13 protein-coding genes are annotated in these 14455 nt (G+C 59.0%); 4 read left to right on the top strand and 9 right to left on the bottom strand.

Annotation, left to right across the window (positions count from 1 at the left end; translation table 11 throughout):
- Window positions 1-115 precede the first annotated feature (115 nt).
- Both ACZ5C7_RS09435 and ACZ5C7_RS09430 read right to left on the bottom strand, forming a co-directional pair.
- Window positions 116-2350, bottom strand: coding sequence for a TRAP transporter permease (locus ACZ5C7_RS09435; protein WP_464376066.1), 2235 nt, complete (start codon window positions 2348-2350; stop codon window positions 116-118).
- Window positions 2351-2358: 8 nt separating this feature from the next.
- A complete protein-coding gene (locus tag ACZ5C7_RS09430; RefSeq protein ID WP_464376065.1) occupies window positions 2359-3330 on the bottom strand; it encodes a TAXI family TRAP transporter solute-binding subunit in 972 nt (323 codons plus the stop codon).
- Between the two features lie 249 nt (window positions 3331-3579).
- Here ACZ5C7_RS09430 and ACZ5C7_RS09425 point away from each other — a divergent pair, with 249 nt between their 5' ends.
- Both ACZ5C7_RS09425 and ACZ5C7_RS09420 read left to right on the top strand, forming a co-directional pair.
- Window positions 3580-4743 (top strand): acyl-CoA dehydrogenase family protein, encoded by a 1164-nt coding sequence (locus tag ACZ5C7_RS09425; protein ID WP_464376064.1) that lies wholly within the window; start codon window positions 3580-3582, stop codon window positions 4741-4743.
- Window positions 4744-4889: 146 nt separating this feature from the next.
- Entirely contained in the window at window positions 4890-5651 is a 762-nt protein-coding gene (locus ACZ5C7_RS09420; RefSeq protein WP_464376063.1) for an IclR family transcriptional regulator, read from the top strand.
- Between the two features lie 198 nt (window positions 5652-5849).
- Here the strand turns inward: ACZ5C7_RS09420 and ACZ5C7_RS09415 are convergent, their stop codons facing one another.
- Entirely contained in the window at window positions 5850-6815 is a 966-nt protein-coding gene (locus ACZ5C7_RS09415) for a metallophosphoesterase family protein (protein WP_464378423.1), read from the bottom strand.
- A gap of 153 nt (window positions 6816-6968) precedes the next feature.
- On the opposite strand from ACZ5C7_RS09415, the gene ACZ5C7_RS09410 reads away from it, so the two are divergent.
- Together ACZ5C7_RS09410 and ACZ5C7_RS09405 are read left to right on the top strand one after the other, a co-directional pair.
- Window positions 6969-8057 carry a S1C family serine protease gene (locus tag ACZ5C7_RS09410; protein WP_464376062.1) on the top strand — a complete coding sequence of 363 codons (1089 nt, stop codon included), beginning with the start codon at window positions 6969-6971 and terminating at the stop codon, window positions 8055-8057.
- A gap of 209 nt (window positions 8058-8266) precedes the next feature.
- The gene (locus ACZ5C7_RS09405) at window positions 8267-9154 is read left to right on the top strand and encodes a VOC family protein (RefSeq protein ID WP_464376061.1); all 888 of its coding nucleotides are present in this window, start codon (window positions 8267-8269) and stop codon (window positions 9152-9154) included.
- A gap of 25 nt (window positions 9155-9179) precedes the next feature.
- On the opposite strand, the gene ACZ5C7_RS09400 is transcribed toward ACZ5C7_RS09405, so the two are convergent.
- The 6 genes from ACZ5C7_RS09400 to ACZ5C7_RS09375 all read right to left on the bottom strand — a co-directional run bounded on the left by ACZ5C7_RS09400 (window position 9180) and on the right by ACZ5C7_RS09375 (window position 14444).
- Window positions 9180-9410 carry an Lrp/AsnC ligand binding domain-containing protein gene (locus ACZ5C7_RS09400; protein ID WP_464376060.1) on the bottom strand — a complete coding sequence of 77 codons (231 nt, stop codon included), beginning with the start codon at window positions 9408-9410 and terminating at the stop codon, window positions 9180-9182.
- 123 nt (window positions 9411-9533) lie between these two features.
- Window positions 9534-10430 (bottom strand): universal stress protein, encoded by an 897-nt coding sequence (locus tag ACZ5C7_RS09395; protein WP_464376059.1) that lies wholly within the window; start codon window positions 10428-10430, stop codon window positions 9534-9536.
- A gap of 815 nt (window positions 10431-11245) precedes the next feature.
- Window positions 11246-12115 carry a lamin tail domain-containing protein gene (locus tag ACZ5C7_RS09390; protein ID WP_464376058.1) on the bottom strand — a complete coding sequence of 290 codons (870 nt, stop codon included), beginning with the start codon at window positions 12113-12115 and terminating at the stop codon, window positions 11246-11248.
- Between the two features lie 573 nt (window positions 12116-12688).
- On the bottom strand, window positions 12689-13693 hold the full coding sequence (locus ACZ5C7_RS09385; RefSeq protein WP_464376057.1) for a tyrosine-type recombinase/integrase: 1005 nt from the start codon (window positions 13691-13693) through the stop codon (window positions 12689-12691).
- A gap of 14 nt (window positions 13694-13707) precedes the next feature.
- On the bottom strand, window positions 13708-14025 hold the full coding sequence (locus tag ACZ5C7_RS09380; RefSeq protein WP_464376056.1) for a hypothetical protein: 318 nt from the start codon (window positions 14023-14025) through the stop codon (window positions 13708-13710).
- Window positions 14022-14444: a PadR family transcriptional regulator gene (locus ACZ5C7_RS09375; protein WP_464376055.1), complete on the bottom strand. Its 423-nt coding sequence runs from the start codon at window positions 14442-14444 to the stop codon at window positions 14022-14024. Before ACZ5C7_RS09375 ends, ACZ5C7_RS09380 begins: the two co-directional genes overlap by 4 nt.
- Window positions 14445-14455 lie beyond the last annotated feature (11 nt).

The following is a 14455-nucleotide window of genomic DNA, read 5'->3' as shown; positions in this document are numbered from 1 at the left end:
CTCGCGATCGGAAACCGATTCGAAGTCGGCGGTCGACCGTGAAATCGAGCGGTTGCTGACCCGCACACGCCGATCGGACGCGAAGCGGTCGTTCACTCAGTCGCGAAACGGTCGCTCACTCGGCCGCGGTCGGCTCCTCCGGGTTCGTCCGAGAGCCGAAATCGTAGCCGACGACGAATTTCGCGTGAACGAGCGCGCCGACGATAGCGGCGGCCGCGACGATCTGGACGCCGATGTGGACGACCGATCCGAACATCGCACCGAACGCGGCGATACCGTAGAGCGTTCGAACCGGAAACGAGAGGTCTCGAGCGCCGTCGAACCCGACCGTCGCCACGATAAGCGCGACCGTTCCCGCGAGGACGACCGGGAACGTGATCGCCGTCGCCCGCGTCCAGGTGATGAGACTATTGTTTGTGACGAAGGCAAACGGGATCAGAAAGCCCGGTGCGCCGATTCGAAGCGCCTGCACGCAGGCGGTGACGAAGCTCGTCCCGGCGATACGGGAACCGATAGCGACGGAAATCGCGACCGGGGGCGTGATCGCGGAGAGCATCGCGAAGTAGAAGACGAACATGTGAGTCGTCAGTTCCGGGACCCCCATTTCGGTGATACCGGGCGCGACTAACAGAACGACGAGAACGTACGCCGCGGGTGTCGGCATTCCGAGGCCGAACATGATACTCGCGATCATCGCCAGTACCAGAACGACGATCAACACGCCGCCGCCGAGTCCGACGAGATTCGTACTCACGCTCTGGGCGAGTCCCGTCTCAGTCAGCATCTCGACGATGAGCCCCATCGCCGCGAGCACGCCCACCAGCGGTGCCATCTCGAGACCGCCCTTCTTCAAGCCGACGAAAAGCTGCGTAAATAAGGTTTTGAGGGTTTCAACTGCTGGATTTGGAGAATCCACCAGCGAGCTGACGCGGCCCCGAATGCTGGATCGAGTACCGGAGCGCTCCTCGAGCGGCGGCGACCGATCCTCGACGGATTCACCAGCTCTTTCGGAAGCTTCACCGGCTTTTCCGGAACGTTCGGCACCCAAATTGCTAACGTAGCTATAGCAATCCACGACGATCGTTTTCACCGATCCGACGAGGACGATCGTACCGATCGCGTACAACCCGGCGTACAGCGGTGTGTACTGCAACACGACGAGGGCGACGAGTAACACCACGAGGGGGACGGCAAAGTGGACGCCTCGAAGAAGCATTCGAGCGTCGAACGATCCCGTGTTCGGCGAGGTCCACCCAAACTTGAGAACCGAGAAGTGAACCGCGACGCAGACGCTAAAGTAAAACAGCGCTGCGGGGATGACGCCCGCCTGAATCACCTCGACGTAGCTGATACCGATCATATCGACCATCAGAAACGCCGCGACGCCCATCACCGGCGGCAACATCTGTCCGCCGGCCGAGGCGACCGCCTCTATCGCGGCGGCGAAATCGTCCCTGACGCCTTGCTCTTTTAACATTGGAATCGTAAAACTCCCCGTTGTCGCCGTGTTGGCAGCCGCACTTCCGGTGATCGATCCCATGATCATACTCGAGACGACCGCGATCTGGACGACGCCGGTTCGGAGACTTTTCCCAAGCTCACGGCCGACATCGAGCACGAAATCCATCAGGCCGTACCCTTTGGCGATACCGGCGAACATGATGAATATCGCGACCCAGGTCGACCCGATCCCCATCAGCGTGCTGTCGTAGACGCCGCTGAGACTAATCGCCCCTTCGCGAACGATCCGATTCCAATCGAATCCGGAATGATAGAAGACGCCGGGCATCATCGGCCCGACAACGTCGTGAGCGTAAACGACCGACGCCACCGCGACGCCCGCGATGACGTTCCCGAACGCTCGTCGCGTCGCATCGATTGCGAGGAGAATCAGTATCGATCCCACGAGAATATCGACCGACGTAAATCCCGCGAGGTGGACGTCCTGATCGAGCCGATCGAAGTGGTATTCGATGTAGCCGGTTGCAACGAGCGCCAGAACCGCACCAGACAACGCAACGAACGGATCGAGACGCGTATACGCGCGCTTTACCCGGTCGAGCCGAGTTTCGTTACCGTCGTTTCCTCCGCTCGTGTCAGACTCGAGTCGGGCTTCGTACTGCGAGCGAACCGCCTCGAGATAAAAGAGAGCTAAACCGAGGCCGAGAAAGGTATTCGAGTACCGCAACTGGACCCACATGAGCGTGTACGCGTAGTAGATCGTATAGAGCGTAAACGAGACCGCAAGCACGGAGACGGCACCGTTCAGGATCGATCGGATCGTGAACCGCGCCCTGATCCGGGACCCAAGCGCCGCGAGCCGTCGCGAAGGAGAGGCGAGTGGCTGCATGGCAACCACTACGGTTCGTCTGCGCGTTCGAAGCGGTCGTCCCAGAGGCCGATGTCATCGTAGAAATCCGCCGCGGCGGCGTGGACCGGGATATCGTCGTACAGGCTTTCGTACCAGAACGCTTCGTCCTGAAACGACTCCAGCAAGTCGTGGTCGAGGTCGTCTCGCTGGTCGTGCATCACCTCGAGGAACTCGTAGACGGTATCGTAATCGAGATCGCCTCGACAGACGAAATTGTACTCGAACGCCGGAGTGTGGACTTCCGCCGGCGCGTAGTCGGCTTCCTCGATCTCGTCGCCGTCGAACGACTCGACGAGGAGGTCGTCGTCATCCTCCCACGCTTCGAGCACGTCGTCGTCGATCCCGAGAATTCGAAGATCGACGGTTCCCATCATCTCCTGCATCCAGCCGGGGACGAATTCGTAGTTCATGTACGTCCCGACGCCGACGTCGAGGCGACCCTCGTTCATCGCCCCACCCTGATCGCCGTAGCCGTGACTGACTCGTTCGTAGCCGTCGAGTGCGTGTTCGAGTGCGCTCTCGAGCGCCGGTGCCGTTCCGGATCCTTCCGGCGTCGGGGAGAGTTCCATCTCCTCGGTGATGTCCGAAATCGTTTCCATCTCTTCGTTTGCCGTAACGAAGAACCACGGGAGATTATAGAAGTGAAACACCTGCGTCAGCTCGAAGTCGACCTCGTCGTACGCTCCCTCGCCTTCGCTAGCCTCTCGAGCGGACCAGTTCTGGATGTAGACCATCTCCGATTCCTCGTTCATGAGCGAGCCGATATTGGCTTCCGTTCCGTCGCTCGTCTGTGCGTCTACGGTGAACTCGTCCGTCGCACCGTTCATCGACGTTGCCAGCGCCTCGTTCGCGTTGTATGCCGTCGTCGTCGATTGCGACGTCCGCATCCGAATCGCGTCGTCGTCCCCGCCGAGACAGCCGGCGAGTGCCGTCGCCGCAGTTAGACCGGCTGTGGCCATTAGCGATCGACGTGACCTACCTCTATTGCTGGTGGTTCTTCCATTCGCCATGTCATACCATTGCATACGACGTTCATATAATACTTCTGTTCTCGAAGAGAACGATACGATCGACGGGCAGTTTCGGCAGGTTCGGATTCATCCGACGCAGTGGTGAGCGGAGAACAATTCGGCTAACGAAACGACCAGTGCGCCGTCGATAACAATAGCGACCGCAATGCCTATAGCGCTGTTTGAATGTTATCACGTATGCTGGATTTCGTCAGCCTCGAGGAAGATCTCGATCAGGAAGAACGGATGATCCGGGATACGGCCAGAGAGTTCGTCGAGGAACACGTCAAACCCGAAATCGGCGAGCACTTCGAAGCCGGCACGTTTCCGAAAGAGCTGATCCCGAAGATGGGAGAGATGGGATTTTACGCTCCTAACCTCGAGGGATACGGCTCGCCGAACGTCTCCGAAACGGCCTACGGGCTGTTGATGCAGGAACTCGAGGCCGGAGACTCGGGGCTTCGATCCATGGCCTCCGTACAGGGGGCCTTAGTCATGTATCCCATTCACGCCTACGGGAGCGAAGCGCAGAAAGACGAATGGCTCCCGAAACTCGGAACGGGCGAGGCGGTCGGCTGTTTCGGGCTCACCGAACCCGAACACGGATCGAACCCGACGGCGATGGAAACGACCGCTGAGCGGACTGACGACGGCTTCCGGCTCGACGGCTCGAAAACGTGGATCACGAACTCGCCCATCGCCGACGTCGCCGTCGTCTGGGCGCGAGACCGCTCTGTCGAGGACAACCCCGTCCGGGGCTTTCTCGTCGAAACGGACCGAGACGGCGTTAGCACCAACAAGATCTCCGAGAAGCTCTCGCTTCGGGCCTCGATCACGGGCGAAATCGGCCTGAACGACGTCTTCGTCCCGGAAGCGAACGTTCTCCCCGGCGTCGAGGGGATGAAAGGGCCGCTCTCGTGTCTGACCCAGGCTCGATTCGGCATCGCCTGGGGAGCCGTCGGCGCGGCTCGAGACTGTTTCGAGGTCGCACGGCAGTACGCGACCGACCGCGAGCAGTTCGGCGGCCCGATCGCGCAGTTTCAGCTCCAACAACGGAAGCTGGCGGAGATGTCGACCCAGATCACGCTCGCGCAACTCCTCGCCCATCGGCTCGCGAAGCTGAAAGAACGCGGCGACATGCGTCCGGCCCACGTCTCGATGGCCAAGCGAAACAACGTCCGCGCAGCCCGCGATCAGTCTCGAATCGCCCGCGAGATGCTCGGCGGGAACGGCATTACCACCGATTACTCGCCGATGCGTCACATGGCTAACCTCGAGACGGTATACACCTACGAGGGCACTCACGACATTCACACGCTCGTCCTCGGCGAGGAGTTGACCGGAATTCCGGCCTATAAGTGAACGGAAAGTGAAACGGGGGTTCACCGAGCACTCCACTCCGTCTTCCTCGATCGTATTTCCCGTCTTCCTCGGTCGTTTTGCTCCAGCGCACCCCTGCCGTTTCACTCTCCGGAACATTGATTGGAAAATACGCTGAAACGAATGGTATGAACGACAGCCAGAACGACGAGGACGGCGGGATCGAGACGACTCACAGGACGTTCACGATACTCGAGACCCTTCGCGACCACGACGGATCGACGATCAGCGAACTCGCCGGGCGAACGGACCTTCCCAAGAGCACCGTCTTCCGGCACGTGAAAACGCTGAACTCACTCGGATACGTCGTCGATATCGACGGCGAACAGTACCTCAGTTTTCGGTTCCTCGAGTTCAGCGAACAGGCCCGAACTCGAGAGGTTGGCTACACCGCGGCCAAGGAGAAGGTGTTCGAGCTCGGGCAAGAAACCGACGAGCGCGCACTGTTGCTCGTCGAAGAACAGGGAGAAGGCGTCTACGTCCACAGGACCGGTGACATCTCGAATCCCATGATCGGGAAACGTCGGCCGCTGCATTCACTCGCCTGCGGAAAGACGATCCTCGCGGCGAAATCGGACGACGAAATCGAGGAATACGTCGAGGAAACCGGGCTCGAGAAACACACCGACAACACGGTTACGGACCCCGAAGCGCTGTTCGAGGAACTCGAGACGATTCGCGACCGGGGCTATGCGGTCAACGAACAGGAGTATATGGACGGGCTCGCCGGCGTCGCCGTTCCGGTGTACACGCCGGACGACGAATGTCTCGGCGGGCTCGGCGTGTTCGGCCCGACGAGCCGGTTCGGGGAGGAATACGTACACGAGGACCTGCCGAGTCGACTTCGGGACAAAGCGGGAGAGATTCGAGTGACGTTGGCGTACAACTGAGCGCTACCATCATAAGCGCGAGTTCCGGGGAATGAAACGCGGCTGTTCGACGAAAAACGGACGACAGACGCGACGCAGGCGGCCCGATATTACCGAGCGCCGTATCCGTGGCCGTCGAAACGATCGATTCTGGAGCCGAAATTGAAAATGTCCCCGAGGAGATGTCGATGAGCAGAACGTTCCACCCGGCGAAACGAGTTACTCGGATTCGAATGCGGGTTCAAGCTCAGATTCGAACTCGTCCACGAGCGGAAACGTGCCGAGTTGGGCCGCCGACAGCAACACGCGGTCCTTTTCGTATCCGTGCGCGATCGACTCGACCATGCCGTCGCCGTCGGTCAACGGAACGGATCGGACGGTCGTCCCGCGCTCGTCGATTTCGAGGACCAACAGCGCGTGCGGAAACGACGATACCGCAGGGACCGTGAGTTCACGAACGCCGTTCGTTTCTTCGATTGCGGGGAAGTGGAGGTGGCCGGTTACCACGAGTCCCACGTCGCGGGACGCGAGCAGTTCGACCAGCGGCTCCGGATTCGAAAAGCCGGGCACGGATCCGCCGACCGGCAGTTCGGCTCGGTAGCGCTCGTACAGGTCGCCCGTCGCAGGGAGATTGTGATGAACCGTGACGACCGTCGAGTCGGTGTCGACGTCGGCGAGCGTCTCGTCGAGCCACATCAACTGCTCGGCGCTAATACGCCCGTCCCACGTCTCTGCAGGTACGGCTGGTCTTGCGGCGTGGCTGTTGAGCCCGATCACCTCGAGATCGCCGAATCGGGTCCGAAACGGTAATCCTTCCGGCGTGTATCGGCGTTCGAACGCCTCGATCGACGCCGATTCGTGGTCGTCGAACGTCGTCGGCAAGTCGTGGTTACCGGGGACCGCGACCATCGGCGGGTCGAAATCGACGAGTTCGTCGAAGCGATCGAACTGTTCGGGCGTTCCGTCCCGCGAGAGGTCCCCCGCGACGACGACGCCGTCGATAGTTCGGTCGTTTACGCACTCGACGACGGCTCGAAGGTGACGTTCCGTTCGATGAAGCACTTTCCACGTTCCGGAGGCGTCCGTCGCGAGGTGAACGTCCGAAAGCACTGCGAGCGTCGTCGGGTCGGTCGTCGTCGGTCGCTCGAGGCGTGCGAGGAGTTGGCCGGCGTGCGGTCGGGGCATCTTCGAACCGATTGACGGGCTCGAGCGGTGTAAAGCTCCCCCGATCGCTATCAGCACGCGACGGCGGTCGCTTCGGATCAGGAACCCGTCGGTCACGGAACCGGTCAATTCTGTAGAACGGCATTTTAAACAGTTTGTGGTGGACAATGGACTATGAAACAGCCACGAGCGACACGGCGAACGGTTGTGAAATTGTTCGGTGGAACGATCGCTACCGGAAGTTTCGCTAGCCTGAGCGGTGCCGCTCAAGACGACGGCGACGACGATGACTCGGCTGATCAGGAAGACGCGCCCGAGGAGAGCGAGTACGCGACGCTCTACGAGGAGGCGATCGACGGCGTGGTTCTCGTTCAGGCCTCAGGAACCGATCAAGAGGACGGGATTGGATCGGGGTTCGTATACGAGGACGAGTACATCGTTACGAACGAACACGTCGTCAGCACCGCCGACGAACTCGATATCCAGTTCGTCGAGGAGGATTGGCGGCGGGCGTCGGTCGTCGGAGCCGATCCCTATAGCGATCTGGCGGTTCTGGAGGCGGACGAGTTGCCCGGCTATGTCGAATCGTTGTCCGTCGCCGAAGCGACTCCGGATATCGGACAAGAAGTCGTCGCACTGGGCAACCCGCTCGGACTCGATGCGTCGGCGTCGCAAGGGATCGTGAGCGGGATCAACCGCTCGCTCCCCAGTCCGACCGGGTTCAGCATTCCGGCGGCGATTCAGACCGATGCTCCGGTGAATCCGGGGAACAGCGGCGGCCCGCTCGTCACGCTCGAGGGGGATGTCGTCGGGGTCGTCTTCGCGGGTGCCGGACCGGGGCTGAATATCGGTTTTGCGATCTCGACGCCGCTCGCCGAGCGGGTCGTCCCATCACTGATCGAGGATGGGACCTACGATCATCCGTATCTGGGCGTCAGCGTCGTCCCGCTGACACCCCGCATCGCAGAAGCGAATAACATCGACGAACCGGGCGGCGTTCTGGTCGCCGAAATCGCCCCCGGCTCTCCCGCCGACGGCGTGTTCGAAGCGGCCGACCAGACGGCGCTCGTCGAGGACGAATTCGTTCCCGTCGGTGGCGACGTGATCGTCGAACTCGCCGATGCGGAGATACCGAACCAGGACCTCCTGTCCGCACAGCTCGCACTCGAGACGTCGCCCGATGAAACGATCAGCATCGAAGTTATTCGCGACGGCGAGCGAACCGAACTCGAGGTGACGCTCGCGACTCGAGACGAACCGTGAACGGGACCGCACGTCTGCAAGGACAGTCTCGAGGACTGTTACGCAGATATGATTGTAATGGGAAGCAGTACGAACGACGCGGAGATTATCGCTTTCGTTCGGTGTCCGATATCTAGCCGCGGTCCGAAACAGTCGATTTCATGGCACCGACGATCGATGAGGATTCATAACATGGGTATACTTACAAGTGGCGCTCCCTAAAATCGGGTATGACACGGGCCAGCGCGCTTCCATCCGGCACGCAGATCGGACGGGTTTCGCTTCTCGCGTCCGACCGCCCGGAACTGGTCGACTTCTACCGAGATGTCGTCGGACTCGAGGTGCATTCCCGGGACTCCGAAAAAACGACACTCGGTGCCGGTGGACAGACGTTGCTCGTAATAGACGAAGAGCGAAACGCCGCCCCGCGCGACCGAGCGGAAGCCGGTCTCTATCACACTGCGTTCAGAGTCTCGTCTCGATCTGCATTGGGTGAAGCGCTGAAACGAATCCGAGCGCAGTGGAGCCTCGAGGGGGCATCCGACCACGACGTCAGCGAAGCGCTCTACCTCACCGACCCCGCGGGCAACGGCGTTGAGATCTACCGCGACCGATCGCGAGACCGGTGGCCGACGAGCGATGGAACGATTCAAATGGGATCGAAACCGCTCGACCTCGAGTCGGTAGTAGCGGCCTCGAGCGGAGTGCCGGAAGGGGACCACACCGAATTCGAGAACGTAATCGATCCGGAGACGACGGTAGGCCACATCCACCTCGAAGTGACCGCTATCGACGATGCTCGCGCGTTCTACGAAGACGAACTCGGCTTCGAGATCGCGGTCGATCCAACCCCCTCGGTACTGTTTTTCGCTGCGGGCGGATACCACCACCACGTCGCCGTGAACACCTGGAACCGGCGGTCGGCTCCCGCCTCGGGATGTGGGTTAGGCTGGTTCGAAGTCCTCGTTCCGGACGAATCGGCGTTGACGACGGTTCGTGACCGAGTGCTCGCTACCGACAAAACCGTCTCGGCGTACGACAACGGGTTCGATGTCACCGATCCGGACGGAATCGAAGTCCGCGTTCGGCTCGAGAACGAAACCGACTCGTCGACCTGAAAGCTCGCCCGATCCATCGACGACCTCAATCCAGGCAGACGTACGTTCTCGTCGTCCCGACACCCTCGCGAGCACGAATTTCCGTGCTGAGGAGTGCGAGTAACGACTGCACGTCCGGTCCGTCGAGTTCGAGGATCACGTCGAAATCGCCGGCGACGACGTGCGCCCCGGCCACACCATCAACCTCGGAGAGGTCCCTGCATACCCGTTCAGCCGTTCCAGCAGCGCACGCGAGGAGTGTGTAAGTCTGTACCATTATCCGAAGGGACGCGCTCGACCCCCATTACTCTCGAGGGTTCCGTTACTCGTCCGCTCAATTCGACGGGAGCACCGTCGTCGGTAGCACCAGACGGTTTCCCGGTACCAGAACGGCTTTTCACTACGACGGTGTCAGGAACTGCCGAAATTGCCGGAGAACCGGCCCATCTACCGCATCGCCGGCCCGAGAGAGGATCACCGTTTGGTCGGTTCGCCGGACCACTGCCCGCGGAATCGACCCCACGAATCGACGGTGGAGCGCGCTCTGGCGAGTCGCGCCGAACACGAGGACGTCGTGATCGGGAACGTTTCCGACGATTACGTCCGTAACGTCTTCCCCCTGCTCGACCCTGGCATCGATTTGAACGGACGGGGTAGCCGTCTCCTCGAGTGCGAATTCCGCATCGGTAACGTAGCCGCGAGCAATTTCGGGACCGCTATCGGTGTCGGCGACCGAGAGAACCGTGATAGACGCGTCGTTGGCGGCCGCGATAGCCGTCGCCACTTTCGCCGCCGGTCCGACGTGGGGCCCGCCAGCGACCGGGAAGAGGATCGAATCGACACCGTCTGCTTCGTGACCGATCCGCTCGACGTAGAGATCGCAGGGAACGCGCTCGATCAGCTGGTCGACCGTCGTTCCGAGGACGGCGTTCGTTCGGCCCCGACGCTCTCGCCATCCGGCGACGAGTGCATGCGCCTGCGAATCCGTCACCGCCGACATGATTCCCTCGACGACCGAGCGAGCGACGATTACCTCGCTTTCGACCGCCACGTCTTCGGGTGCCACTTCGATCGCCCGCTCGAGGATCTCCCGACTGTTTCCGGGGTACTCCTCGATGATCGTCTCGTCCGTGTACAGCGAAAACGGCGAACTGTGGGGTTTGACGGTGATCGAAACGATTCGAACGACGCCATCCTCGAGCCTGGCGAGATCGCCGGCCGTTCGGACCAGTTGCTCGACGTGAGAGGGAGAACCAACCGCAACGAGGACCGGTCGGTTCGTTGTTGGCTGGGACATACTCGAGACCACGACGTGTAGTACTGAATAGATTTGGTATAAGTTACCGTTCAGATCTCCCTCACACAAAGGGAGGATCAGTGGACCAATATATAATAAACCCGATATGTGTTTAAAGACCGGATATCGGTCCAAAATGGATGCCGAAAGATTGGTTGATGGTTTATCCGAGAGGATACACGCTGAACAGGAGTGCTCGTCTCGAGTGACGGAAGCACCTAATAGCACGCTTCGATAGGCGAAGCCGTACTATGGTACAACGATGACCTGGATCGGATGAAAAAGGTTGACTGCCATCAATGATTCGCCCCATTCCGACATTTGTACACAATATATACAATATAATCGATTATTTTCTCATAGAATCGTAATAATAACGTATCCATCCAAATTCCAAGCTACTTCTAGATAGCCTGAAAAGATTCGAGACAACGGGGGATCCACATCACGGCCTGTATAAACAGATATTAAGTTTTGAATTTTTTCTTATCATTATCCACAACCATCGTCTTCATCCGCCATGTCGATCGTACCGAACTTCCCTTGAAGCCATCCCAACTTACCCTCGAGTGTCGGCGTGCTGACTTTCGAATCAGCCACGTGATCGATTGCTCGCTGAATCCAAACTTCGAGCGCACAGCTATGAAACCCTCATTCAAACGGTAAAAACAAAAGGCGAACTGAATCAACTTGAGTAGCTACGTATTAGCAGTCTTCGAGATGATCGTCGTCTCCCGACCCCGACTCGTCATCCTCGTCACCCAACTCGTCGTCACCGTTGTCTGCGTCCTTGTCCGGTTCATCATGGACGTCGTCTATCGGATCCTCCTCTTACAATCACCAATGCGAGTTGCCCTCGCTCTGACCTCACCCCTGTCTGCATCGATGGCTCGTGAGAACCATTGACGTACAGAGATTGTGTCTCCTGGCTCGATAGTCTCTTCGACCTCACGCGTGGACTCAATTTCCCCGTCATCGCTCATCACGATACTGAAGAGGCGTATCGTTATCTCTTCGTCGTCGGTCAGGTTCACGACATCGAACGTGACCCAGCCGGAGTCAGGAGATGACTCGAAATAAGGATCCACGTTTTCTTTAACGAAGTACTCAGCCGATGAGACTTCAAGCTTCGATTCAAGGTCGATGTCATCTTCCCTAAAATTATCGGCCCTATATTTGTATTCGAATTCGATGTCGACGAGCTCTGGATCAGCCTCGCTATCATCGTCGTTGTAGTCGTTAGCGTCGTAAACCCGATCACCATTGATCGTATCCTCAGTTTGATCAACGACATCACCAGCGGGAATCAGTAGTGCGACGCTATCAACCTCTTCCGCGTTGATACGACCGTTGCCGTAATCGTCAAGTTGGACGTCAGCCTCGACATCCGAGACCTGCGTCGGTTGAAAGCCCGACCAGATTGACAGCTGCTCGCCAGCACCGATTGTGGTCCCTGACGGGATCTCGTCAACTTGCTCTGGATCGCTTCCGTACTTCCAGTCCATCACATACCCGCCGAGATCAACGTCCTCATCGCCTGTGTTTTCGAGGATGACGACGTCCTCGACTGGGTATACCTCCGCGATCTTGACTGGAATCGACTCCGCGAGCGCTGTTGTACTGAAAGCAGCTCCACCAATTGCTGTTCCAGCTCCAGCAACGAACTTCCGTCGATTTATCTTCATACCTATTTCTACTCATCCATCATATATATTATTTGTGAACTGGCGTGTATTTAATCAAGGACTCAACATCCAACACGGTATGAGACCGTAAGATGGGCCGACTGCTGTTGGCGACTCGACGAAATTCTTCGTCGGGACGCTCATCCTATCCAGTCGTAACTTCCAGTAACGAGGAGTTCGCTCGTTGCTGTTGATGGACAGGGACTTGATCGAAGTGTTCCCCTGATTCGGACGACGGCTACGAACGACACCGTTGCTCCCGCTTCGGCGCGACGGTGTCGTGTGCGGTCTCCCTCAAATCCGGTCGATCAGCACGCATTCATCGCTCGCGGATTTGCTCGCGACAGAAGTGAGTGGGATCGACCGGATTTGACCACCTCGAGACGTTCCGGGTCGCTCACTTCGTTCGCTTCCCGGGCTGCGGCTCGCGTAATTTAAATCCAGTCGATATAATGAAGTTGCGCCTCACGGTTTGTTCGGCGCAAAGTAACATGGGATCGCCCGGCATTGATCTAGACCCATAATCGACGGACTGCGCTACGGTCAAAATTCTTAATTTCGTGTACATGTCTCTCATTCGATTTCAAGTTTCTCGAGGTGTGGTCGTCGCCGATGCTCCATCCGCTCGCGCTTGGTCGCCTTGTCGTAGTACTGGTCAATCACGTCCTGCGAAGCGTTCACGCGATCGGCCGTCACTTCCCGAGGCACGCCGCAATCACGGTGCCAAGTGATCGACCCTGTCCGAACGTGATGCGGTGCACGCGATGATGGACACTTGCTCGCGTGCGTATGGCTTCGAAACTCGCAGGTTTCGAGATCGTGTCCGTGAGGACACGGACCGTGAACACAGGGGAACGTCGCGATGTACATCCAGGCACGCATCGTGTTCGTCGATGGCCGACCCTGGAGAGATGCAAAGAGTGGCTGTCGACCATGATCGTCGTGCTTGTTCAACCGCTCAGTCTGGATGAACTTCCGCAATGCCTTCGCGACACCGTCTCGTACCCCCACAATCCGTTCCCCGTTCTGCTTGTTCTTCAACGGCGTATCAGTCTCCGCCCTATGAACGAATTCGATGGTCTGTTCACTGGCGTCAAAGTCCCGCAAGTCTAACGATCGGAGTCCTCCCAAACGCGCGCCCGTATGCCACGCGACCTCGAGCAATGCGTGAGTGCGCCAACCTGCTTGCTCGCTCGAGCGGTAGTGCCGGATAAGCGCGAGTGCACGATCGGGGTCGAGTTTCGTTTCTCGAGATTTTTGATCGTCAGGGACTGTAGGGATATTTACCCGGTCCGTGAGACCATCGTCGACGGCTTCGATCCGCTCGAGATACTCCACGAACTTCTCGATAGTCTCCATCTCGTTGTGGAGCGTCGTCGCAGCGAGACCTTGGCCAGCGCGGGCACTCTTGTATTGATCGAGCAACCACCCGTCAAACTCCGATACGTTCTCAATCTCTTTTTCTTCGCACCACTCGACGAACAGCTTCAGTCGGTAGTGGTACGTCGACGCCGTCTCTTCAGTGAGCTCCGTGCGCCGCCCATCGAGATATCGGTGCCATGCCTCGCGTGGCGTCATTTCCTTCGGTGTGATCACTCGAGATCACCATCGTCGACGTAGAGGTCTTCGAGATCGCCCTGGTCCGCGCCGTTTTCCTCGTCGGCGAGTCCTTCGGTGAACGTCTCCACTTCGTCACGGAACAGCCGGAAGAACTCTCGAGTGCTGTCTTCCGACCGAACCTGCGAATGCTGTTTCGTGATCGACGAGACCATCGACTCGAAAATTTGGTCTTCGTCCTCGAGTACTTCGATTCCGTCCGAAAGCCGCCGGTAGGCGAGCATCTTCTGGAACCCGCGCGTGTTGACGACCGCCTCGACTTCCTCGTCGGAGAGTTCGTCGATGTCGATCATTCGCGATCACCCGCGTTGGAATCGTCGGCAACAGCGGTTGTCATACCGCACGCGGCCGCCATGCGCTCGACGCGCTGGATTAAGAGCCCGCGCCCGTCGCGTGTCAGCGCGTACTCGTTCGTGCGCTTGTCGAGTTCAGACTTCTCGACGAGTTCGAGCTGAACGAGTTTATCGAGGTTCGGGTACAGCCGCCCGTGGTTCACCTCGCCGTGCTGGGGCTCGAGCTGGCGTTTGATCTCGAGACCGTACGGTGTCTCGTCGTTGCGCTCGAGCCGGGCGATCGTCTCGAGGCAATCGCGCTGGAATCCGGAAAGGTTCCCCCACGTACTGCCGCCGTCGGCGAGAAGTCGCTGGTTAGTTGTCGTCGATTCCGCTGGTCGTTCGGGGCATTCAATACCCCGCGTGCTGTCGTCGTACATGGCTTGCGTAC

Source organism: Halostagnicola alkaliphila (assembly GCF_055379965.1).
Note: the sequence above shows the minus strand (reverse complement) of the source record. Positions and strands in the feature narration are given on the sequence as shown.